Genomic DNA, 21,288 nt, shown 5'->3' on the forward strand with positions numbered 1-21,288 from the left:
ACGGCACGCATGGCCACCGCCCCGCCAGCGCCATACGCCCGGCCGGCTCGCGTCAGCGCCGCAACCGTTGCCGCCGCGGCATCGTCGCGTAGCCGCTGAAAGCACGGCATCGGGATGTTAGGATGAAGCGTCGTTTCTGCTTTGCATCGAACCGGAGTAAGTGCTCGTGCACTTCTGCGGCCAACACGGGAGAGGCATCATGGACGGCGGCAACACCTACACAAAGGGCATCTACACGGCCAAGGCGCACACCCACAAGACGAACGACGGGCGCTATCAGGGATATGTGATCCTCTCCAGGGACGATGGCGAAACGCCCGACAATACGATCTATGAAGTCGGCGCGACGAGCGTCAGCGAATCGGAGGCGTTCGACGAAGCGAAGGCGCTCGCCCACCGGATTCTCGGCGAACTGGCGCTGTGACGGCGCGCGCTGCGGCATGCCGCGCGGGCGTCATGCTCACCAAAGCCGCGCGATCACCGACACGATCGCCATGATCACGAGCGTCGACATGAGCGGAAACGGATAAACGCGCGAGCCGAGCTTGAGCGTCACGTCGCCGGGCAGGCGCCCGACGCCGAGTTTCGACAGCCACGGCCACGCACGCGCGAGCACCATCACGGCGATGAACGTGGTGAGCAGCCAGCGCAGCATCGCAATTCTCCTTGTCGGCGCTTACAGCGTATGTGAACGGTCGCCGCGCGCAAACGCATCGAGCGTGCCGTCGATGCCGCGCGAAAACGCGATCACCTTGAAAAGCTCGCCCATCTCCGCCTCCGAAATCAGCTTGTGCACCGCATTCGCGGCAGGCAGGAAACGCTGCACGTCGGACGGATCGATTTCGGCGAGCACGTCGGTCATACCCGCGTTCAGCAAAAAGCGCGCCTGCGACGTGTAGCCGAGCAGATCCGCGCCGGCGCCAACGCCCGCCTCGTAGATCGCGCTGAACTCGACGTGCGCGGTAATGTCCTGCAACCCCGGATAGACGAACGGATCGTCGTGCGCGTGGTGCCGGTAATGGCACATCAGCGTGCCCTGCGCACGCTGCCGGTGGTAATACTCGTGAAACGGAAAGCCATAGTCGATGAAAAACGCCGCGCCGCGCGCGAGCATCGCGCAGACCGTGCCAACGAATGCCGCGGCCGCGTCGTGCGTTTCCGTCACGTAGCCGTCATCGGCGTCGATCCCGGCAAGACGCGCGGTATCGCCGGCCTGCGCGAGCGGCTGCTCGGCGAACACGAACGCGCCCGCGCCGCTCACCGCGACGCCGCGCTCGTGCCAGCCGTGCGCGCGCTTGACGAAAAGCCGCACCGGCATCGCATCAAGCACCTCGTTGCCGATCACCACGCCGTCGAACCGCTCGGGCAGCGCGTCGAGCCAGCGCACGCGCGCGGCCAGCGCGCCCGCGTCGGCCTCGAGCGTCTCGCGCTGGCGCGCGCGCAATTCGCCCGACAAATCGACGATCGCGTATTCGTCAAGCTCGACGCCAAGCGCCGCGAGCGCGCTCAACAGGCCCGCGGCCAGCTTGCCCGTGCCCGCGCCGAACTCCATCACGCGCCGCGTGCCGCTCAACTCGAGCGCCTGCGCGATCGGGCGCGCGAGCGTGCGCGCGAAAAGCGGCGACAGTTCGGGCGCCGTGACGAAATCGCTGCCGTCGTCCGCGCGCCGGCCGAACTTGCGCGCGCCACCGCTGTAATAGCCGGCACCCGGCGTGTACAGCGCGCGCTCCATATAGCGCGAGAATGGAATCCAGCCGCCCGCCGACACGATCTGCGCGCGCAGCGCGGCTGCGACCGATTCGGACTGCGCGAGCGCGTCCGGGCCGGGAACGGGTAAACTAGCGGGTTCGTGAGCTTTCGGGTTCATCCCGGCATTGTAAATGACCGTTTCCGCCGACCTCCGGGACGCTTTGGCCGATGCGCGCGTGGCGCAGCGCGCGCGGGTCGTGCTGATCGCGCTCGCCGTGCCCGACGATGCGAGCGCGATCAGCCGCGCGCTCGCGCTCGGCTTCGCGCAGCGCGGCTGGGATGTGGCGATCGCCGCAAGCACGGAACCGGGCGCGAACGCGAATACGCACGGCACTGCCCGCGCGGCCGCGTCGATCGCCGCCGAAGTCGAATCGCTCGGCCGCCGCGCAGCGGCGCTGGCGGCCGACTTCGCCGCCGAACACGACGTCGCGCGGCTCGTCGACGCGTGCGGCGCGGCGCTCGGCCGCCCGAGCTGCGTGATCGTCCAGGCGGCGGGCCGCGCGGACAACGCGCGCGACATCGGCTATGCATCGCTTGCCGAGACGATCGCCCGCGAAGTCGCCGCGCCGCTCGTGCTCGCGCGCACGCTCGCCGCCGCGACGCCCGAGGCCGCGCTCGACGACGAGCGCGAGCGCGCCGTCATGATTCACCTGCTGGACGAGACCGTGTTTCATCCGGCGCCCGAGCGCCTGTCGCACTCGCTCGCGCAAGCCGCGCTACACCGCGCGACCGCCGCGCAGGCGCAAGCGCTCGCGCCTAAGGTGCGCGTGGTCGGCCTCGTGCGCGGGCGCGCGCCGCGCGTGGATGAAATCGCCGATGCGGCCTGCTATCTTGCCGAGGCGTCCGGCGTGACCGGCGCGACGCTGACCGTCGACGGCGGCGAGCATCTCGAGCCGCCGGCCGGCGGCAAAAATTGACGGGCGCGGCCGCGCGCGGGCATTCCGACGCCGCGCGCCGCCGCGCCGCTTTACGTGCATCACCCTTTGTGACTGGATCGACCATGTTTGCCGCCCTCCTGCACCCCAGGCTCGCCGATTGCCGCCGGCTGTATCTGCGCAACTACGAGGTGTATATCAACATCGGCGCGTTCGAGCACGAGAAGCGCGGCGAGCAGCGTGTCGTCATCAATGTCGACGTGTTCGTGCCGCTCGCGCTGACGACGCCTGTCGAAGACCGGCTGCGCGAAGTGGTCGATTACGACCTGCTGAAGCAAAGCGTCGCGCAATGCGTCGCGCGCGGCCACATTCATTTGCAGGAAACGCTGTGCGACGCGATCGCGGCGAATCTGCTCGCGCACGGCGCCGTGCGCGCGGTGCGCGTCTGCACCGAAAAGCCGGACGCTTATTCCGATTGCGACGCCGTCGGCGTCGAGGTTTTCCGTATCAACGACGAGGAGCGAGCATGAATGCGCGCCAAAGCACGTACCCGTCGGGTACGCCCCACCCCGGCACGCCGGACGAGGCCAGCGCGGCCGCCGGCGTCGAAGCCCCGGCAGCCGAATTCAGCCGCCGCGCACTGACGCGCCGCGAACAAAAAGAGGCCTACGAGAACAACAAGCTGTTCAAGCGGCTCGTGCGCCAGGTCGGCCAGGCGATCGGCGATTACAACATGATCGAGCATGGCGACAAGGTGATGGTTTGCCTGTCGGGCGGCAAGGACAGCTACGCGCTGCTCGATATCCTGCTGCGGCTGCGCGAGCGAGCGCCGATCGATTTCGACATCGTCGCGGTCAACCTCGACCAGAAGCAGCCGGGCTTTCCCGAGCACGTGCTGCCCGAATACCTGACGCAAATCGGCGTGCCGTTCCATATCGAAAACCAGGATACCTACAGCATCGTCAAGCGCCTCGTGCCCGAGGGCAAGACTACCTGCTCGCTGTGCTCGCGGCTGCGCCGCGGCATCCTGTACCGCGTCGCGGGCGAACTCGGCGCGACCAAGATCGCGCTCGGCCACCATCGCGACGACATCCTGCAAACGCTGCTGCTGAACCTGTTCTATGGCGGCAAGCTGAAGGGCATGCCGCCGAAGCTGCAATCGGACGACGGCAAGAACATCGTGATCCGGCCGCTTGCGTATGTGAAGGAAACCGATCTGGAACAGTACGCGCAGCTGCGCGAATTCCCGATCATCCCGTGCAACCTGTGCGGCAGCCAGCCGAACCTGAAGCGCGCCGAGATGAAGGCGCTGATCCGCGAATGGGACAAGCGCTTCCCGGGGCGCGTCGACAATATGTTCAACGCGCTCGCCAATGTCGTGCCGTCGCACTTGATGGACGCGACGCTGTTCCCGTTCGCCGGCCTGCACGCGACGGGCCGCGCCGACCCCGGCGGCGACATCGCGTTCGACGAGCAACCGTGCGGCGCCGATGCGGACACACCCTCGAGCGGCTCGCTCAAGCCGATCTCGATCGTTCAGTTCGGCGACCTGTAAAACGCGGGCCGCACATGACCGGCGCACGCGGCGATCCGGCGGCATCCGGGCGCCGCTCGAGCCGCGCGGCGGCGCTGCGCGGCTCGCTTCGGCGTCAGCTTGCGCCGCGCGCCTCGCCCCGGCCACGCGCGGCGCAAGCGGCTCGGGCGGCTTCATGACCACGCGGCGCATACGCGCCAGAATCGATCACACGATCGAAACGGAGAACGGCATGACCGAAGACGAACGCGCGATTCGCGAGCTGATCGACACCTGGATATCGGCCAGCCAAAGCGGCAATATCGCAACCGTGCTAAGCCTGATGACGGACGACGTGGTCTTCCTGGTCCCCGGCCACGCGCCGTTCGGCAAACGTGAATTCGAGGCATCGGCCGGCGCGATGAAAGGCGCCGGGCTCGATATCGAAGGCGGCAGCGAAATCGAGGAGATTTGCGTACTCGGCGACTGGGCCTATCTGCGCAACCGCATCGACATGACGATACGCGCCCCCGGCGGCGCGGCGCCGGTGCGCCGGCAAGGCCGCACGCTGACGATCCTGCGCAAAGAGGCCGACGGCCGCTGGCGGCTCGCGCGCGATGCCAATCTCGTGATGCCGGTACCGCCCGAATCGGCATAGCCGTTGCGCGTCGAGCTGTGAAATCGCCGCGTGAGGGGCCACCGAACGGCCCGCGCGCGCGAACATGCGGCGCCCGTGCGAGCCGGCCCCGCGCAGTGCACGCGAGCGCCGGCCGCCAGCCGGCAAGGCGCGAGGCCACCGTGCGCCGCGCACCTCGACGAACCGCCGGCCCGCCCGGCGCCGCCGCACGCCGCAAACCGTTGCCCGGCATGGCGCAACCCCGCCGCGCCGCCGGTTTGCCCCCTGCCGCGCATACGCGCCGGCAGGGGGCCGCATGCTAAAATGGCCAGCTTCGAACTCTCCCTACGACGCTGGCGCCATGAATATCGTGATTTTGGCGGCAGGCACCGGCAAGCGCATGCGTTCGGCGCTGCCTAAAGTGCTTCATCCTCTGGCCGGCAGGCCGCTTCTCTCCCACGTGATCGATACCGCCCGCGCGCTTGCGCCGTCGCGGCTCGTCGTCGTGATCGGCCACGGCGCGGATCAGGTGCGCGCCGCCGTCGCCGCGCCGGACGTCCAGTTCGCGCTGCAGGAGCAGCAGTTGGGCACCGGCCATGCGGTGCGTCAGGCGCTGCCGCTGCTCGATCCCGCGCAACCGACGCTCGTGCTGTACGGCGACGTGCCGCTCACGCGCACCGCCACGCTCAAGCGCCTCGTCGATGCCGCAACCGATGCGCGCTACGGCGTGCTCACCGTCACGCTCGACGATCCCACCGGTTACGGGCGCATCGTGCGCGACCAGGCGGGCTGCGTCGTGCGCATCGTCGAGCAAAAGGACGCGAGCGCCGACGAGTTGAAGATCGCCGAAATCAACACCGGCATCGTCGTCGCGCCGACCGCTCAGCTCGCGATGTGGCTCGGCGCGCTCGGCAACGACAACGCGCAGGGCGAGTACTACCTGACCGACGTGGTCGAGCAGGCGATCGAGGCGGGCTTCGAGATCGTCACGACGCAGCCCGACGAAGAATGGGAAACGCTCGGCGTCAACAGCAAGGCGCAGCTTGCCGGGCTTGAACGCATCCATCAACGCCAGCTCGCCGATGCGCTGCTCGCCGATGGCGTCACGCTCGCCGATCCCGCTCGCATCGACGTGCGCGGCAGGCTCGCGTGCGGCCGCGACGTGTCGATCGACGTGAACTGCGTGTTCGAGGGCGACGTGACGATCGCCGATGACGTGACGATCGGCGCGCACTGCGTGATCCGCAACGCGACGATCGGCGCGGGCGCGCGCATCGACGCGTTCTCGCACATCGACGGCGCGGCGATCGGCGCGCACGCGGTGGTCGGCCCGTATGCGCGGCTGCGGCCGGGCGCGGCGCTCGCCGATGACGCGCACGTCGGCAACTTCGTCGAGGTGAAGAACGCGGTGATCGGCCACGGTTCGAAGGCGAACCACCTCACGTACATCGGCGACGCCGACATCGGCGCGCGCGTGAACATCGGCGCGGGCACGATCACCTGCAATTACGACGGCGCGAACAAATTCCGCACGATCATCGAGGACGACGTGTTCGTCGGCTCCGATACGCAGCTCGTCGCGCCGGTACGCGTCGGCCGCGGCGTGACGATCGCGGCCGGCACGACGATCTGGAAGGACGTCGCCGAAGGCATGCTCGCGCTGAACGACAAGACGCAGACGCAAAAGAGCGGCTACGTGCGGCCGGTCAAGAAAAAGAGCTAGAGAACGGGCGTTGAAGAACGGGGCTTCGCGGGCGCGCCGAATGCGCCCGCATCATTTTTAGGACAAGAATCATGTGCGGAATTGTCGGCGCGGTTGCGCAACGTAATATCGTTCCGGTGCTGATCGAGGGGTTGCGCCGTCTGGAATATCGCGGCTACGACTCGTGCGGCGTCGCGGTGCTCGAAGCCGGCGCGGGCGGCTCCACGCCGGGCGCGCCGAAGCGCGCGCGCAGCGTCGAGCGCGTTGCCGATCTCGACGCGCAAGTGCGCGAGTCGCGCCTCGAAGGCGTGACGGGCATCGCGCACACGCGCTGGGCGACGCACGGCGCGCCCGTCACGCACAACGCGCATCCGATCTTCTCGTCCAACGCGCTCGCGCTCGTGCACAACGGCATCATCGAGAACTTCGAGCCGCTTCGCGATGCATTGCGCGCGAAAGGCTACGAGTTCGTGTCGCAGACCGACACAGAAGTCGTCGCGCATCTGATCCATAGCCTGTATCAAGGCAACCTGTTCGACGCGGTGCAGCAGGCCGTCAGGCAACTGCACGGCGCCTACGCAATCGCGGTGATCCACCGGGACGAGCCGCATACCGTGGTGGGCGCGCGGCAGGGCTCGCCGCTCGTCGTCGGCTTCGGCAAGCGCGAGAACTTTCTCGCGTCCGACGCGCTCGCGCTCGCGGGCAGCACCGATCGCTTCACGTTCCTCGACGAAGGCGACGTATGCGAGCTGACGCTCGACGGCGTGCGCATCGCCGATCGCGACGGCGCGCACGCCGAGCGCGACGTGCGCGTGGTGGCCGCCTACGGCGGCGCGGTCGAGCTTGGGCCGTACCGGCACTTCATGCAAAAGGAGATCTTCGAGCAGCCGCGCGCGATCTCCGACACGATCCCGCAAACCGACGCGTTCGGCCCGTCGCTGTTCGGCGAGCACGCGGCCGGCGTGTTTGCCGACATCGACAGCCTGCTGATCCTCGCGTGCGGCACGAGCTACTACTCGGGGCTGACCGCGAAATACTGGCTCGAATCGATCGCGAAAATTCCGACGCAAGTCGAAATCGCGAGCGAATACCGCTACCGCGAATCGGTGCCGAATCCGCGAGCGCTGGTCGTCGTCATCTCGCAATCGGGCGAGACGGCGGACACGCTCGCCGCGCTCAAGCATGCGCAGGCGCTCGGCCACCCGCACACGCTCGCGATTTGCAACGTCGCGACGAGCGCGATGGTGCGACAAACCGGGCTGCAATTCCTCACGCACGCGGGCACCGAGATCGGCGTTGCATCGACCAAGGCGTTCACCACGCAGCTTGTCGCGCTCTTCGTGCTCGCGGCCACGCTCGGCAAGCTGCGCGGGCACGTCGACGCCGCGCGCGAAGCCGACTACCTGAAGCAACTGCGCCATCTGCCCGCCGCGCTCAACAGCGTGCTCGCGCTCGAGCCGCAGATCATCGCGTGGTCCGAAGAGTTCGCGCGCAAGGAAAACGCGCTGTTCCTCGGCCGCGGGCTGCATTACCCGATTTCGCTCGAAGGCGCGCTGAAGCTCAAGGAAATTTCGTACATCCACGCGGAAGCGTATCCGGCGGGCGAACTCAAGCACGGGCCGCTCGCGCTCGTGACCGAAGCGATGCCGGTGGTAACCGTCGCGCCGAACGACACGCTGCTCGAGAAGCTGAAATCGAACATGCAGGAGGTGCGCGCGCGCGGCGGCGAGCTGTACGTATTCGCCGATGCGGACACGCACATCGTCAATGGCGAAGGGCTGCATGTGATCCGGATGCCGGAGCACTACGGGCTGCTGTCGCCGATCCTGCACGTCGTGCCGCTGCAATTGCTCGCGTATCACACGGCATGCGCGCGAGGCACGGATGTGGACAAGCCGCGGAATCTGGCGAAATCGGTGACGGTGGAGTAAGCAGCGGCGTCAGGCGCACGGCGCACAGCGCACGCGCCGAGTTCGTGCGGGCGGTTCGGCACCGCCGGCAGCGTGCCGGCCTCGCCGCCGGCGGCATCCGCCGCGCAATGCGTGCGCGCCGCAATGCGCTCGCGCCGCTTACGACGCGACGATGACCGGATGAAACCCCGCCGCCTCGACCACCTCGACCACACGCTCGACACCCAGCGTCGAGCCGACGCTAACGATTTTCGATTCGACGTCCGCCGCGACGGTCGCGGCCGGGTCCGCGGCCGTGATCGCCTGCTTGATCGCATTCGCGCAACCGCCGCACGACATGTCTTTCACTTCGAGCTTCATCTGCTTTCTCCTGTCCCAGTGTGTGAACGTGGCTGAAGCGTGCATCTTCCCACGGTGGGAAGGTCAAGCAGATTTTCGATTCCGTCGCGGCAATACACACACGGACGATGCCCGCGATACCCGGACGCAATACGCGGCAGTCACGCGGATGAACGTGTCAACCGCCGTGGCACGCCAGCCTGAGCCCCGCCGTGGCGGGCGCCATCAAGGCTTCGCGGCCGCCCGGCACAGCGCGAGATTGTGCAGTATGGCCTTGCCTGTCGATTGGTAATTTTCAGCATCGCATGGCGGCAAGCCGAACGCGTCGTCCTTCTGCCGTTGTACGGCGACCGTATCGGCCAGCACCGCCGCACACCGCGCGCGGTCGCCGCGGTGATACTCAGCCAGGGCGAGATCGCTCTTCACCTTATCGCGTTCGATCCAATCCATGAACGCCGCGCATTGCGACAACACCGCGGTCAACGTCGCGCGCGCGGCGGCGTAGTCCTGCGCCGCATATTGCCGGTGCGATTGTTCGATGCGCGCCGCGCGCTGCCGATCGGCGCAGGCAGCCGGCGGGCGGCGATACTCGCCGTCGAAACTGGCGCGTGCGCCGCAATTGTCACGGCAAGCATCGGCACCCGCCGAATCGAGCTTGAGCACGCGCCGGCCGTCACCGGACAGTGCGATGCGGCACATGCCGCCGCTGTCCGTCGCGACAGCCGCGCGCCCGTCGAGAGTGCCGCTCAGCGAGCAAGTGTGGCAGTTGCCGCCGATCGTCTGCAGCGTGAAGCGGTTTGCGTGGATGCTCAGCACGCCGTGCGCGCTGCCGCCCTCGACATACACATATTGGCCTGGCTCGATTGCCGGGCCAGCCACGCTCGCGCACACGCCCACCGACAAACTCGCGGCGGCCGCCGCGCGGATCATCCGGATTCCGAAGCTCATACGCCCTCGTCGCTGCGTCGCGGTATTGAAAGTGGGAAAATGCGAAGTGCCGTGCGACGCCCGCGCCACCGCCCTCAGGCCGCCGCCTGAGCCTGCAGCCTCAGGCGCCGCGCCTGCCGCGGCAGCACGACGTACAACGCACCGGCGACATTCAACGCAAATCCGAGCGCCTGGCCGGGCACCGGATGGCCGGCATGCCGCAGCGGCCATTGCACGGCGATGCTGATCAACACCGACACCAGCAGCCCCCAGCCAGCGCCGGTCAACGCGAGCATCGTCGCCTGCTGGAGCGTCTGCGTGGCCGGCACGCTCAGCGCGTGCGCCGCGAAGCCCTTGCGAGTCATATACCCGCTGATCGGCAGATATAAAAGGGTACTGACGATCACCAGCAAGCCGAACGCGAGCGTCGGCCCGAGCGGCAGATGGCCGGCGGCCGAGCGCATCCGAGCCATCCAGAAAACCGACGCGGCGATGTCAATCAGCCATATCGGCAGCGTGGCTGCCATCTGGCGCCAAAAACAGGACCACCACACCGACAAACGCCGAACGAACCCCATCGGCGGCAGCATCTCGAACATATCAATCTCCATTCTTATTATCGATTCTACGATGGCGCGGATGCGGCCCGCGACGATTGATGCGTAAGACGGCGTCCACCAGAAAAGCGCCGTTGCGGCGGCCGGTGCAGCAGGCGCGGCGGGGCACGAACGGCCCGCCGCGCGAGTGCGCGTTACTCGCCGCCGTTCTTGTCGTCCTTCAGTTGCGGCAGCGCCGACGCCTCCGCCGGCGTCAACAGACCGACTTGCGAATAAATCCGCAGCTTGTCTCGCGTATCGGTGATGTCGAGATTGCGCATCGTCAGCTGCCCGATCCGGTCGCGCGGCGAGAACGTCGATGCGACCTTCTCCATCGACAACCGTTCCGGCTGATACGTGAGGTTCGGCGAGCGCGTGCGGACGATCGAATAATCATTGCCGCGCCGCAGCTCGACCGTCACTTCACCCGTGATCGCGCGCGCGACCCAGCGCTGCGCGGTCTCGCGCAGCATGATCGCCTGCGGATCGAACCAGCGGCCCTGATACAGCAGGCGGCCTAGACGGCGGCCGTTCTCGCGGTACTGCTCGATCGTATCCTCGTTGTGAATGCCGGTGACGAGCCGCTCGTATGCGATATACAGCAGCGCGAGCCCCGGAGCTTCGTAAATGCCGCGGCTCTTCGCCTCGATGATCCGGTTCTCGATCTGATCGCTCATTCCAAGGCCGTGACGCCCACCGATCCGGTTCGCCTCGAGCAGCAGCTCGACCTGATCCTTGAACTCGACGCCGTTGAGCGCGACCGGGCGGCCTTCGTCAAAGCGCACCGTCACTTCTTCCCGATCGATCTTCACGTCGTCGCGCCAGAACGCGACGCCCATGATCGGATTCACGATCCGGATGCCGCTTTCGAGGCTCTCCAGATCCTTCGCCTCATGCGTCGCGCCGAGCAGGTTCGAATCGGTCGAATAGGCCTTCTCCGCCGACATCTTGTACTCGAAGCCCGACTTGCGCATGAATTCGGACATTTCCGCGCGCCCGCCCAGCTCGTCGATGAAGCGCTGATCGAGCCAAGGCTTGTAGATCTTCAAATCCGGATTCACAAGCAGGCCGTAGCGGTAGAAGCGCTCGATGTCGTTGCCCTTGTACGTGCTGCCGTCGCCCCAGATGTTCACGCCGTCTTCCTTCATCGCGGCGACGAGCATCGTGCCCGTCACGGCACGACCAATCGGGGTCGTATTGAAATAGGTGACGCCGGCCGTCGAGATATGGAACGCACCGCATTGGAGCGCCGCAATGCCTTCCGCGACGAGCTGCGCGCGGCAATCAATCAGGCGCGCGCCTTCGGCGCCGTATTGGATCGCGCGCTTGGGGATCGAATCATAATCGTCTTCGTCGGGCTGACCGAGGTTCGCCGTGTACGCATAAGGAACGGCCCCCTTGATACGCATCCAGTGCAGCGCGGCGCTCGTATCGAGGCCGCCGGAGAACGCGATGCCGACCTTCTGGCCGGCCGGGAGACTTTCAAGAATCGTGGTCATGAGGAAAACCGTTCAATCAAGTGGACAGGGAATTTCGCGGAATTTAAGAGTATATCGGGCGGGCCTCTTTAAACGAAATTTCGTCCGCCGGCCACGCGGGATCGAATCGGGCGGCGCTTCGCGCGGCCCGATTCGAGGATTCGGCCGCGCATACGGCCGCGTTGTCAGCGATAAAACGCCCGATGAGCATCGGGATACGCCGCGAACGCCTCGGGCGGGCGACGACGGCGCCACCGGCCGCGAAGCGGCGCGGCTCAATGGCGGCGCTGTGGGCGCTGTGGGCGCTGTGGGCGCTGCGGGCGCTGCGGGCGCTGCGGGTGATGTGGGTGATGTGGGTGATGTGGGTGATGTGAGCGATACCCGCGCGGCGCCCCAGCATCGAAAGCCCGCCGCGCACACGCAAGCGCTGCCCTGCCAGCGGCGATCGCTGGCTACGCGTGCGGCTCAATCCGGCCTGGCGTGCGGACGAATTTTTTTATCGATGATTTCTGATGCGCCAATTGCGCCGGTGATGTGGCCACGCGCTGAAAAAGCCCAATCCGGCCGCCGTGCGCTTGCCCGCGCCCAAGCCGCGCGCCGCGCCTCTTTCACGCGCCGTCCGGCTCCTTTTGCCGCAGCGTGACGAACTCCTCGGCCGCGGTCGGATGAATGCCGATCGTCTCGTCGAACTGCGCCTTCGTCGCGACGGCGCGGATCGCAATCGCAACGCCCTGAATGATCTCCGCCGCATCGCGCCCCACCATGTGTGCGCCCACGACACGCTGGCTGTCGCGCGCGACGACGAGCTTCATGAACGTCCTTTCGTCGCGCCCGGACAACGCATGCCGCAACGCCTTGAACGCGGTCTTGTAGATATCGACTCCGCCGTGCTCGGCACGCGCGCGCGCCTCGGTCAGCCCGACCGTCGCCACCTCGGGCTGGCTGAACACGGCGGACGGAATGTAGCGATGATCGGCCGCGATCCGCTTGCCGCCGAACAGATTCGCCGCGAGCAGCGCGCCGTCGCGCGTCGCGACAGGCGTCAGTTGCGGCCGCGCGGTAACGTCGCCGATCGCATGAATCGACGGCACGCGCGTTGCCGAATACGCATCGACCTCGATCGCCCCGTTCGCATCGCGTGTGACACCGAGCGCTTCCAGGCCGAGCCCGTCGCAGTTCGCGGCGCGGCCCGTCGCATACAGCACGGCGCCGTAAGGGCCGCTCGCGCCGTGCGCAAGCTGCAGCATCAGTTCGCCGTGCGCATCGCGCTCGATCGCGCCGATGCTCGCGCGCGTATGAATCGCGACGCCCTGTTTGGCCATCTCGTCGTGCAGGAAACGCCGCACGTCGTCGTCGAAGCCGCGCAGGATTTCGTCGCCGCGATAAAACAGCTCGACGTGCGCCCCCAGCCCGTTGAAAATGCCCGCGAACTCGACCGCGATATAACCGCCGCCGACAATCGCGATCCGGCCGGGCAGCTCGGGCAGGCTCAACGCGTCGCGCGACGTGATCGCATGCTCGATGCCTGGAATCGCCGGCAGCGTCGGCCGCGAGCCCGTCGCGATGCCAATGTGCCGCGCGGTGATGCGGCGCCCCGCGAGTTCGACCGTGTGCGCACCGGCAAGCGTCGCACACCCTTCGTGAATATCGACGCCGGCCTTCATCAGCAGATCGACATAAATACGGCTCAGCCGCGCGATCTCGTGATCCTTCGCGGCGATGAGCGCGGGCCACGAGAACACGCCGCGACCGAAGACCCAACCAAAGCCGGCCGCATCCTCGACTTCGTGGCTGTAGTGCGACGCGTAGACGAGCAGTTTCTTCGGAATGCAGCCACGCAGCACGCAGGTACCGCCAATCTGCTCCGACTCGGCGATGCCGACACGCACGCCATACGATGCGGCGATCCGCGCAAGACGCACACCGCCCGAGCCCGCGCCGATCACAAACAGGTCGTAGTCGAATTCCATCGCATCGCTCCATCGAAGTTCGGATGACCGGACGATAACAAGATTTCGACTTTCTCGCGGAGCGCGCACGGCCCGCGCGCAAAGAAAACGGGAGACCCGTCTTTCGCTTGCCCCCCGCTTCGGGCGGGCGCGCTGCGCGCCCGCAATGCTCGCCTGCCGCGCGTTACGCCTGCGATGCGTCGCTGTCCGGCGCGGCCGTATTGTCGCCATCCTCGGCCGCTTCGCCTTCCTTCTTCTCGACGAAATTTTCAAGCGCCTCGGCTCCCTTGAAGCCCGCGACCGCGGCTGCGGCCCTCGTCAGCAAACCGGCATCCGGATCGAACTTCTCGACCGCCGCAACCGCCGCAACCGCACCCGCAGTCTCACCCGCCGTATTCAAGATTCCCATCGCCCTCACCGTTTATGGTTGAACGTGAGCGTGCATGATTGCACCGGCATCGACGCTCCACCACGGTTGTAACATTCGATAGCGCCCGTTACGTCCGGCACGACCTCCCGCGAGCCGGCGCGCGACCGACGACGCTCACGATGCCGCGAGCCAAGCTTAATCCACTCGCCGCCACACCGCCGCCGGACGCTGCCACCGGCGCGGATGCCAGATGGCTTTCGTTGCTGCTCACGGCATCGTCGCCGTCCGGCTTCGTGCATCCGGATAGCAGCAGCACGGCGATGGCCGCTGCGGCGCATGCGTATCGCTTCACTGCGTCGCGCCCTTCGAAAAGCGTCGTCGAAACAGCATCGGCTTTCAGCCGATACGTCATTTTAAGAACGTCATCTGCACGACCTTGACGATCACGAGCCCGACCGCAAGCACCAGATAGCCGCGCAGCACGCCCATCCAAATGCGCGTCGACAGCGTGATTCGCGGCGCGGGCAACGCGTCAAGCGGCGGCATCCGCCACGTGTCGCGCAGGCTGCGCTCCACCGGTGCAGCCGGCCGCGCGCCGCCGCGCTTGCGCAGCGCGAGCGTCGCGGCATAACCGAGCACCGCGAGCAGCGTGCCGCCCGCGAGCACTTCGAGCATCGTCTCGCCACTGATGTCCGGATACAGCACCGATGCCGTCAGAATGATCGACAGCATCACCAGCATCCAGATCACCGCGCCCGTGAACAGGTTCAATCTCGTCGAATTGACCCACGGCCCGAGCACCGCACGATCGTTGCACAACAGCAGCAGGAACACGGTCGCGCTCGGCAGCAGCACGCCCGCGAGCGTCTGCACCGCTTCGGTCAGCAGCCCGAGCGGGCTGCCCGGAATCAGCACGAGCGCGGCCGCCGCGGCGACGATGCCGAAATAGACGAAATAGAACCCCTTCGCATCCGACACGCTGCGATGCAGCGAATGACGGATCTTGAACACGTCGCCGATCGCATAGGCCGTCGCGAGCGACACTGCCGCGGCGCCGATGATCGACGCGTCGAGCAGCGCGACCGCGAACAGTGTCGCGCTCGTGTGGCCGGCGTACTTCGCCAGGCCCGCGATCACGCCGCCTGCATCGCTGAAGTTGCCGTATTCCTGCTTGCCCGCGTAAAGCGCTGCGCAAAACGAGATCATCGCGATCGCGCCGATCATCACGAATACGATGCCGATCCACAGGTCGGCCTTCTCGTATTTCATGAAGCGCGGCGTGATCCGCTTGTCGATCACGTAACTCTGCTGAAAGAAGAGCTGCCACGGCGCGATCGTCGTGCCGACGATGCCGATCACCAGCAGCATCACGTCGGAAAGCTTCGCGTGCGCGGGCCAGCTCGGCACGACCAGATCGCGCGCGATTTGATGCACGGGCGGGTGGATCGTGACGAGCACGGGCACGAGCAGCAGGCTCGCCAAGCACAGCCCGATCGCGAAGCGCTCGAAGCGGCGGAAATCGCCGGTGCTGACGGCCGCCATCGTGAGCGCCGCCGCGATGCACACGCCCGCGATCTTCGATACGCCGAAGAAATCGAGCACGAACGTAATGCCGATGAATTCGGTGACGATCGTCAGCGCGTTCAGGATGAACAGGTCGATCACGCTAAACGCGCCCCAGAACTTGCCGAAGCGCTCAAAAATCAACCGCGCGTGGCCGACGCCCGTGACCGCGCCAAGACGCAGCACCATCTCCTGATTGACAAACAGCACGGGCACGAGCAGCAGCAGCGTCCAGAGCAGCGACGTGCCGTAGTTCTGGCCTGCCTGCGTATAAGTGCCGAACGCGCCTGCGTCGTTATCGCCGACCATCACGATGAGGCCCGGCCCGAGAATGGCGAGCAGCGTGCGCAAGCGCGCCCACCAGCCGCTGCGCGGCGCGGTGTCGTGGTGCGCGATCGTGCCGAGCGCGCCCTTGATGTCGCCCAGATGCGCGTGATCGAGAACGGCGCTGGGCTCCAGCGCAATCGGTGGAGAGAGATCGGTTGGCGTGGACATGTGTTTGCTCCGATAAGCGTGTAGTCGTTAAGCCGCGCATCGAGCCGACATAGGCAAACGCGCGCACCGCCGGGCGGCGGCATCGCTTGCCTATGTCGAAACGCGCAGCGGGCTCAGAAAATCAATGTTTTCAGGCGCTGCCAGAATGTGGCGTGTGCCGGCTTGCCTGCGGCATCGAGCGACAGCATCGCGTCGTAGTGAAGGCGCGATTCTTCAACGTGCGGCAGTTGTGACAGAAGCAGACCGAATTGCATGACGAGGCTCCGGGCGAGTGTTCTCGCGTCGAGGAAAGCCAGGTGCCCGGTGCATGCGCGATGCGCGATCGGTCGAGCCCCACGCGCTTCCCTTAATGGTCGAAATCGAAACGATTCAGGATTGGGCGTATGGGATAACTGTCACTGTCCGGCATGTCGGCTCCTTGTATTCAAAAGGGCATCGTCGGGCGCATGCGCGCGATGCGAATACGCCATGCGCGCGCGTGCGCGACGCCCGACGCAGCCGAAGCAGTGTCGGGCGAACGCGCGCTGCTTGGGCGGGCAGCTCGCGGCGTTGCCGAATGCGCGCGTGCAAAGGCAGCGCGCTCATGCGGCGCGAATCAAGGGTGCACGGACGAAGGAAACGGGAGTACTACGGCGCGCACCGTCTGCCAGATCGGCAGGACGGCGGCGCAAAGAGGGCGCGGACGTCTTGCCGTTCAGGCGGAGAAATTGCTCGAAGGTCGACTACTGCCAGTGTCCAAGGCATCGGCCCCATCTGTGGAGATGGCCGGATTCTAGGTAGGCGGCGGATCGAAAGTCAATCGCCAATGATTGGTATCGCAAAAAAAATTTCGGCCGCGCGCCGGCTGTAAGTTTTGGCGCAATGAAATCGAGCCCGATGCTTTCAATGTCGCGCACGCCGTGTCGCATGCAAGCCCGGCCCAAAACGCTGGCACCGCGAATGCGTGCCGGCCCGCATACCGGCCGGCTCGGCATTTTTATTCGTATTTTTACTTGCATGCGTATCGATAGGCCGCATACAATCCGCCGCAATTCTTTATCGAAGGAGCGTCCCACGTGGACACGTGCCCTAGTAGTGAAAGTCTGAAGCCGGCTCATGCCGGCCGCGCCATCGCGAGATAGCCGCTGGGGTTTCCTTCGCCGCTAACTCGCGCCAGTCGAGTTAGCGCGCTTCATCGCCGACGGCTTTCGCCTGTCCGGCCGCACGCAGCACGCTTGCTCTGTTTCGTCGTCGTCAGCGTTCCGCCGGACGTGTGCACGACGTCGCGTGTCGTCCGACGTGCGCCGTAGCGCACGGGAGCGCAGTCATGCTTGTTCCATTCGTTGCCGCCAAACTCAGGCAATATGCCGATCCGTCCACCCGCCAGCACGGCATTTCGGCCATCCCGCCGCTTGCGCAAGCCGTAGGCCCCGACTCGCCGCAACGCGCCGATCATCGCGTCGGGCCCGCGACGTGGGCGATCGTCGCGGCCGCCGCATTCGCCATCGCGCTCGCGGCGCTGCTGATTCAAGCAAGTTTTCGCATCGGCCTGCATCAATCGATTCGCATGAGCTGGTGGTTCTCCTAGTCCGCCAGCCAACCGCCGGTTGGCCGCGGCCGGCGGGTTTTTCCAAGCAGCAGGCGGCCGCCATGCCCAGGCGCTTCAGCTCAACAAGCAACGATTCGTCATGCAGAAAACCATTCATCACATGCTCGCAAAATCCGGCGCCGTCACCAGCCTGCCGTTGCTGCTGTCGCTCGGCGTCGTGCAGCCGGCGCTCGCGCAGACGGCAACCGCCACGCCGGCAACATCTGAAAGCGCCGCGCCTGCGCCAGCCGCTGCGGATCAGGCTCAGGCTGCAACGGCCGGGGCCGCTGACGGCTCATCCGCCGCGCAACGCGCGCAAGCCGCACCCGAAGCGCACTCCGCACCCGCGCCAGGCGATCAGCCCGCCGAAGCGCCTGCGCCAACCGGCTTCTGGGAACGCTCGAATCTGCTCGGCGATATGGGCGGCCTGCGCAGTAAGCTCGGCGATCACGGCATCACGCTCAGCGTGCAGGAAACCAGCGAATATCTGAACAACCTGTCGGGCGGCACGAAACGCGGCGGCGCCTACGGCGGCCTCATGCAATTCGGTTTCAGTCTCGATACCGACAAGGCGTTCGGCCTGCCGGGCGGCACGTTCAACGTCTCCGCGCTGCAGATCCACGGCACGAGCCTGACGCAGCGCAACTTGCAATTGCTGCAGACGGCAACCGGCATCGAGGCGGAATCGACGACCCGCCTCTGGGAGCTGTGGTATCAGCAAGCGTTCGCGGGCGGCCGCACGGACGTGAAGATCGGCCTGCAGAGTCTCGACCAGGAATTCATGGTGAGCCAGTACGCCAGCACCTTCATCAACGCGACCTTCGGCTGGCCGGTGCTGCCGTCCGCCGACATGCCGGCGGGCGGCCCCGCCTATCCGCTGTCGTCGCTCGGCGTGCGGCTGCGCGTGAAGCCGTCCGATGCATGGACGGTGATGGCGGGCGTGTTCGACGGTAATCCGGCAGGCGGGCCGGGCGATCCCCAGCAGCTCAACCGTCACGGCACGAACTTCAACCTGGGTAATGGCGCGCTCTTCATCGGCGAGTTGCAGTACGCGCTCAACGCGCCGCCCGCCGCCCCGAAGACGCCGCCGCCCGCCGGCCTGCCCGGCATGTATAAACTCGGCTTCTGGTATAACACCGAGCGTTTCGACGATCCGCGCTACGACACGAACGGCGTGCCGCTCGCGAGTCCGGCAAGCAGCGGCGCGCCCGCGACGCATCGCGGCAACTATGGTTTCTATGCGCTTGCCGATCAGATGGTGTGGCGGCCGAACGCGGACAGCCCGCGCTCGCTGAACGTGTTCGCGCGCGTCATGGGCGCGCCGGGCGATCGCAATCAGGTCGATTTCGCATTCAATGCCGGCGTCACGCTGAAGGCGCCGTTTGCGGGCCGCGACAACGACACGGCCGGCGTTGCGATCGGCTACGCCAAACTCGGCGCGCGCGCGCGCGGATTCGACGGCGATACCGGTGTCTACTCGACGCCCGGCTATCCGGTGCGCCGCGCCGAGACCCTGCTCGAAGCGACTTACCAATATCAGGTGACGCCGTGGTGGCAATTGCAAGCCGACTTTCAGTATGTATTCCGGCCGGGCGGCGGCATCCCGAATCCGAACGAGCCGGGCGCGCGGATCGGCGACGAGGCGATCATCGGGCTGCGCACGACGATTTTGTTCTGATCCCGCCGGCGGGACGCTCGCCGTGGAGCGGTTGGGTAAGCGCGACGGTGACGCAGCGCCGGTTCCAATTGGCAAGGCCGGTTTGACCGATGGCGAAATTCCGCGCCGGCGCCGCATCAGCAGGCTAAGCGAGCAACACGGCCGCCAACACCGCGCAAACCCGGCCTCGGCCAACGTTCGCAGCGGCCGCACAAGCCGCGCCCGGCCTCTCTTCCCCGCGACGCGTCACGCCCCGGGCGCAGGTCGAACCGCGCAACCGGCCATTCGCCCGAATAGCCGCGCACCTTGCGCTCGACCGGCGTGCGCTTCAGCCTGCCTCCACAATCAGTGCACATCGCGCGCGCTGGGCGCTGCCACCGTGCCCGCCACACCTTTATGCCGCCCCTTTATGCCGCCTCCTCCGACGATGCGCGCAGCCGCTGCGTCCTCCAGATCTGGAACCCCCTGGACGCAAGCTCGATCAGAAACGACTTCAATCCGCTTTCGTCCGGAATCGGACGGCGGCCCTTGGCAATCCGATGCATTTGTCGCGAATACCACGTGATTTCGAGCGAGCCGAGACTGTCGAAATATTTGATGCCCGTGGTAAGCGGCTTGATGCGATGAAGCGTTTCTTCGCCGCGCAGCAGCCGCGCCGGCGCATCGGGCTCGATCGTGAAAATACGGCCGAGGCCGATCAAATCGAGCGCGCCGGCGTGCAATGGCGCCGTCATCCCGGCAAGGCTGCGAAATCCGCCCGTGACCATCAGCGGCACGCGAACCTCGGCGCGCACCTTCTCCGCGAATTCCAGAAAATACGCTTCGCGCGCGACCGTCGACGCCTTACGTTGGCCGACCTGCATCACCGGTTCCTCATAAGTGCCGCCGGAGATTTCCACGAGATCGATACCGGCCTGCGCGAGCGCGCGGATCACGTCGAGCGACTCTTCCTCGGTAAACCCGCCGCGCTGGAAATCGGCGGAATTCAGCTTGATCGAGACCGGAAAATCCGGGCCGACGCGTCGGCGCACTTCGTGGTACACCGCGAGTACGAAGCGGCGGCGCTTCTCGGCGTTGCCGCCCCAATCGTCATCGCGCTGATTGTGATGCGGCGACAAAAATTGGCTGATCAGATAGCCATGCGCGCCGTGCAGTTGCACGCCGGTAAAGCCCGCCTGCTTGGCGATCGCGGCGGCCGTGCCGAAGCGCGTGATGATGTCGTCGATTTGCGCGGCCGTCAGCGCGCGCGGCACCGGGAAGTACGGCGCGAGCTTCGGCCCGAAACCGATCGCCGAAGGCGCGACGGTTTCGCGGTTGAGCCCGCGCATCGCCTGCTTGCCGGGGTGGTTGAGCTGCATCCACAATTCGCCGCCATGCGCGGTGCCGGCCGCCGCCCACTCGCGCAGGCGCGGCAGATCGCGCTCGTCCTCGATCACGACGTTGCCCGGCTCGCCGAGCGCGTGGCGGTCGATCATCACGTTGCCGGTCAACAGCACCCCCGCGCCCGAATACGACCAGCGCCGATACAGCGTGATCAGCTCCGGCGTCACGCAGCCGTCGGCATTAGCGAGCGTCTCGGTGAGCGCCGATTTCGCAAGACGATTTTTCAACACCGTGCCGTTGGGCAACGTGAGCGGCTGCGACAGGACCGCGCTCATATCCGGGGCAGGATCTGACATGTTGCAACTCTCCGGTTAAACAGACAAAACCATCAAAAAACGAATCATTCTTCAATGGCGGAATCGGCATCGTAGGTTCTAAAAAAGAACTTTGCAAGCGAAGTAAAACGGCAAACCGTTTGACCGCAGCAACAAGATTGGCCCGCGTGCGTTTGGGCCGTGCGCGTCGCGTATGTCACGGTAAGTCACTGTATGCCGCGATCTGGCGATGAGAAATTCGGCTTGGCGCTTGTCTTCGGCTGGCCCTCGCTCCCGTCCGCGCCAATCCGCCGATCCGCCCCCGCTCCTCGGCGTGCCGGCGAA

At 66.4% G+C, this 21,288-nt stretch carries 21 protein-coding genes; 10 read left to right on the plus strand and 11 right to left on the minus strand.

Annotation, left to right across the window (positions count from 1 at the left end):
• The first annotated feature begins 199 nt into the window (after window positions 1–199).
• Window positions 200–424 carry a hypothetical protein gene (locus tag WS68_RS19795; RefSeq protein WP_059572362.1) on the plus strand — a complete coding sequence of 75 codons (225 nt, stop codon included), beginning with the start codon at window positions 200–202 and terminating at the stop codon, window positions 422–424.
• Window positions 425–460: 36 nt separating this feature from the next.
• Here the strand turns inward: WS68_RS19795 and WS68_RS19800 are convergent, their stop codons facing one another.
• Both WS68_RS19800 and WS68_RS19805 read right to left on the minus strand, forming a co-directional pair.
• The gene (locus tag WS68_RS19800) at window positions 461–655 is read right to left on the minus strand and encodes a DUF2905 domain-containing protein (protein ID WP_059572363.1); all 195 of its coding nucleotides are present in this window, start codon (window positions 653–655) and stop codon (window positions 461–463) included.
• A gap of 21 nt (window positions 656–676) precedes the next feature.
• A complete protein-coding gene (locus WS68_RS19805) occupies window positions 677–1,867 on the minus strand; it encodes a class I SAM-dependent methyltransferase (RefSeq protein WP_059572531.1) in 1,191 nt (396 codons plus the stop codon).
• A gap of 13 nt (window positions 1,868–1,880) precedes the next feature.
• Between WS68_RS19805 and WS68_RS19810 the strand changes: the two genes are divergently transcribed.
• The 6 genes from WS68_RS19810 to glmS all read left to right on the plus strand — a co-directional run bounded on the left by WS68_RS19810 (window position 1,881) and on the right by glmS (window position 8,386).
• Window positions 1,881–2,666, plus strand: a complete 786-nt coding sequence (locus tag WS68_RS19810) for a short-chain dehydrogenase (RefSeq protein ID WP_082710170.1) — start codon at window positions 1,881–1,883, stop codon at window positions 2,664–2,666.
• Between the two features lie 83 nt (window positions 2,667–2,749).
• Window positions 2,750–3,154: a dihydroneopterin aldolase gene (locus WS68_RS19815; protein WP_059572364.1), complete on the plus strand. Its 405-nt coding sequence runs from the start codon at window positions 2,750–2,752 to the stop codon at window positions 3,152–3,154.
• Window positions 3,151–4,179, plus strand: coding sequence for a tRNA 2-thiocytidine(32) synthetase TtcA (gene ttcA / locus WS68_RS19820; RefSeq protein ID WP_059572365.1), 1,029 nt, complete (start codon window positions 3,151–3,153; stop codon window positions 4,177–4,179). The genes WS68_RS19815 and ttcA overlap by 4 nt, the downstream gene beginning before the upstream one ends.
• Before the next feature lie 211 nt (window positions 4,180–4,390).
• Window positions 4,391–4,795 (plus strand): YybH family protein, encoded by a 405-nt coding sequence (locus tag WS68_RS19825; protein WP_059572366.1) that lies wholly within the window; start codon window positions 4,391–4,393, stop codon window positions 4,793–4,795.
• A gap of 319 nt (window positions 4,796–5,114) precedes the next feature.
• Window positions 5,115–6,476 carry a bifunctional UDP-N-acetylglucosamine diphosphorylase/glucosamine-1-phosphate N-acetyltransferase GlmU gene (gene glmU, locus WS68_RS19830; RefSeq protein ID WP_059572367.1) on the plus strand — a complete coding sequence of 454 codons (1,362 nt, stop codon included), beginning with the start codon at window positions 5,115–5,117 and terminating at the stop codon, window positions 6,474–6,476.
• Between the two features lie 71 nt (window positions 6,477–6,547).
• Entirely contained in the window at window positions 6,548–8,386 is a 1,839-nt protein-coding gene (glmS, locus tag WS68_RS19835; RefSeq protein ID WP_059572368.1) for a glutamine--fructose-6-phosphate transaminase (isomerizing), read from the plus strand.
• 138 nt (window positions 8,387–8,524) lie between these two features.
• Here glmS and WS68_RS19840 read toward each other — a convergent pair whose 3' ends face one another.
• The 4 genes from WS68_RS19840 to argG form a co-directional block, all read right to left on the minus strand.
• A complete protein-coding gene (locus WS68_RS19840) occupies window positions 8,525–8,725 on the minus strand; it encodes a cation transporter (protein WP_059572369.1) in 201 nt (66 codons plus the stop codon).
• Window positions 8,726–8,929: 204 nt separating this feature from the next.
• The gene (locus WS68_RS19845; RefSeq protein WP_059572533.1) at window positions 8,930–9,634 is read right to left on the minus strand and encodes a hypothetical protein; all 705 of its coding nucleotides are present in this window, start codon (window positions 9,632–9,634) and stop codon (window positions 8,930–8,932) included.
• Between the two features lie 92 nt (window positions 9,635–9,726).
• Window positions 9,727–10,230, minus strand: coding sequence for a hypothetical protein (locus WS68_RS19850; protein WP_059572534.1), 504 nt, complete (start codon window positions 10,228–10,230; stop codon window positions 9,727–9,729).
• 152 nt (window positions 10,231–10,382) lie between these two features.
• The gene (argG, locus tag WS68_RS19855; RefSeq protein ID WP_059572370.1) at window positions 10,383–11,726 is read right to left on the minus strand and encodes an argininosuccinate synthase; all 1,344 of its coding nucleotides are present in this window, start codon (window positions 11,724–11,726) and stop codon (window positions 10,383–10,385) included.
• Between the two features lie 182 nt (window positions 11,727–11,908).
• Here argG and WS68_RS27875 point away from each other — a divergent pair, with 182 nt between their 5' ends.
• Window positions 11,909–12,079: a hypothetical protein gene (locus tag WS68_RS27875; protein WP_156429585.1), complete on the plus strand. Its 171-nt coding sequence runs from the start codon at window positions 11,909–11,911 to the stop codon at window positions 12,077–12,079.
• 234 nt (window positions 12,080–12,313) lie between these two features.
• On the opposite strand, the gene gorA is transcribed toward WS68_RS27875, so the two are convergent.
• The 4 genes from gorA to WS68_RS28490 all read right to left on the minus strand — a co-directional run bounded on the left by gorA (window position 12,314) and on the right by WS68_RS28490 (window position 16,336).
• Window positions 12,314–13,675, minus strand: coding sequence for a glutathione-disulfide reductase (gene gorA / locus WS68_RS19860; RefSeq protein WP_059572371.1), 1,362 nt, complete (start codon window positions 13,673–13,675; stop codon window positions 12,314–12,316).
• 163 nt (window positions 13,676–13,838) lie between these two features.
• A complete protein-coding gene (locus WS68_RS19865) occupies window positions 13,839–14,063 on the minus strand; it encodes a hypothetical protein (protein WP_059572372.1) in 225 nt (74 codons plus the stop codon).
• Between the two features lie 369 nt (window positions 14,064–14,432).
• The gene (locus WS68_RS19875) at window positions 14,433–16,082 is read right to left on the minus strand and encodes an NRAMP family divalent metal transporter (RefSeq protein WP_059572374.1); all 1,650 of its coding nucleotides are present in this window, start codon (window positions 16,080–16,082) and stop codon (window positions 14,433–14,435) included.
• A gap of 113 nt (window positions 16,083–16,195) precedes the next feature.
• Window positions 16,196–16,336: a hypothetical protein gene (locus WS68_RS28490; protein ID WP_173678686.1), complete on the minus strand. Its 141-nt coding sequence runs from the start codon at window positions 16,334–16,336 to the stop codon at window positions 16,196–16,198.
• A gap of 1,052 nt (window positions 16,337–17,388) precedes the next feature.
• On the opposite strand from WS68_RS28490, the gene WS68_RS19885 reads away from it, so the two are divergent.
• Complete coding sequence (locus WS68_RS19885; protein WP_059572376.1) at window positions 17,389–17,649, plus strand: hypothetical protein; 261 nt, start codon at window positions 17,389–17,391, stop codon at window positions 17,647–17,649.
• A 100-nt stretch (window positions 17,650–17,749) separates the two neighbouring features.
• Window positions 17,750–19,327, plus strand: coding sequence for a carbohydrate porin (locus WS68_RS19890; protein ID WP_059572535.1), 1,578 nt, complete (start codon window positions 17,750–17,752; stop codon window positions 19,325–19,327).
• A gap of 386 nt (window positions 19,328–19,713) precedes the next feature.
• Here the strand turns inward: WS68_RS19890 and WS68_RS19895 are convergent, their stop codons facing one another.
• On the minus strand, window positions 19,714–20,985 hold the full coding sequence (locus tag WS68_RS19895; protein WP_059572377.1) for an NADH:flavin oxidoreductase/NADH oxidase family protein: 1,272 nt from the start codon (window positions 20,983–20,985) through the stop codon (window positions 19,714–19,716).
• Window positions 20,986–21,288 lie beyond the last annotated feature (303 nt).

This window comes from Burkholderia sp. TSV86 (assembly GCF_001522865.1).
Classification (GTDB): Bacteria; Pseudomonadota; Gammaproteobacteria; order Burkholderiales; family Burkholderiaceae; genus Burkholderia.

Excerpts from the sequence above, each read along its gene's own strand:
- WS68_RS19825 (WP_059572366.1), top strand. The coding sequence starts at position 4,391 with ATGACCGAAGACGAACGCGCGATTCGCGAGCTGATCGACACCTGGATA.
- WS68_RS19895 (WP_059572377.1), bottom strand. The coding sequence starts at position 20,985 with ATGTCAGATCCTGCCCCGGATATGAGCGCGGTCCTGTCGCAGCCGCTC.
- glmU (WP_059572367.1), top strand. The coding sequence starts at position 5,115 with ATGAATATCGTGATTTTGGCGGCAGGCACCGGCAAGCGCATGCGTTCG.
- WS68_RS19795 (WP_059572362.1), top strand. The coding sequence starts at position 200 with ATGGACGGCGGCAACACCTACACAAAGGGCATCTACACGGCCAAGGCG.
- WS68_RS19865 (WP_059572372.1), bottom strand. The coding sequence starts at position 14,063 with ATGGGAATCTTGAATACGGCGGGTGAGACTGCGGGTGCGGTTGCGGCG.
- gorA (WP_059572371.1), bottom strand. The coding sequence starts at position 13,675 with ATGGAATTCGACTACGACCTGTTTGTGATCGGCGCGGGCTCGGGCGGT.
- WS68_RS19815 (WP_059572364.1), top strand. The coding sequence starts at position 2,750 with ATGTTTGCCGCCCTCCTGCACCCCAGGCTCGCCGATTGCCGCCGGCTG.
- WS68_RS19810 (WP_082710170.1), top strand. The coding sequence starts at position 1,881 with ATGACCGTTTCCGCCGACCTCCGGGACGCTTTGGCCGATGCGCGCGTG.
- glmS (WP_059572368.1), top strand. The coding sequence starts at position 6,548 with ATGTGCGGAATTGTCGGCGCGGTTGCGCAACGTAATATCGTTCCGGTG.
- WS68_RS19840 (WP_059572369.1), bottom strand. The coding sequence starts at position 8,725 with ATGAAGCTCGAAGTGAAAGACATGTCGTGCGGCGGTTGCGCGAATGCG.
- WS68_RS19805 (WP_059572531.1), bottom strand. The coding sequence starts at position 1,867 with ATGAACCCGAAAGCTCACGAACCCGCTAGTTTACCCGTTCCCGGCCCG.
- ttcA (WP_059572365.1), top strand. The coding sequence starts at position 3,151 with ATGAATGCGCGCCAAAGCACGTACCCGTCGGGTACGCCCCACCCCGGC.
- WS68_RS19890 (WP_059572535.1), top strand. The coding sequence starts at position 17,750 with ATGCAGAAAACCATTCATCACATGCTCGCAAAATCCGGCGCCGTCACC.
- argG (WP_059572370.1), bottom strand. The coding sequence starts at position 11,726 with ATGACCACGATTCTTGAAAGTCTCCCGGCCGGCCAGAAGGTCGGCATC.
- WS68_RS28490 (WP_173678686.1), bottom strand. The coding sequence starts at position 16,336 with ATGCAATTCGGTCTGCTTCTGTCACAACTGCCGCACGTTGAAGAATCG.
- WS68_RS19850 (WP_059572534.1), bottom strand. The coding sequence starts at position 10,230 with ATGTTCGAGATGCTGCCGCCGATGGGGTTCGTTCGGCGTTTGTCGGTG.
- WS68_RS19875 (WP_059572374.1), bottom strand. The coding sequence starts at position 16,082 with ATGTCCACGCCAACCGATCTCTCTCCACCGATTGCGCTGGAGCCCAGC.
- WS68_RS19800 (WP_059572363.1), bottom strand. The coding sequence starts at position 655 with ATGCTGCGCTGGCTGCTCACCACGTTCATCGCCGTGATGGTGCTCGCG.
- WS68_RS19845 (WP_059572533.1), bottom strand. The coding sequence starts at position 9,634 with ATGATCCGCGCGGCGGCCGCCGCGAGTTTGTCGGTGGGCGTGTGCGCG.
- WS68_RS27875 (WP_156429585.1), top strand. The coding sequence starts at position 11,909 with ATGAGCATCGGGATACGCCGCGAACGCCTCGGGCGGGCGACGACGGCG.
- WS68_RS19885 (WP_059572376.1), top strand. The coding sequence starts at position 17,389 with ATGCTTGTTCCATTCGTTGCCGCCAAACTCAGGCAATATGCCGATCCG.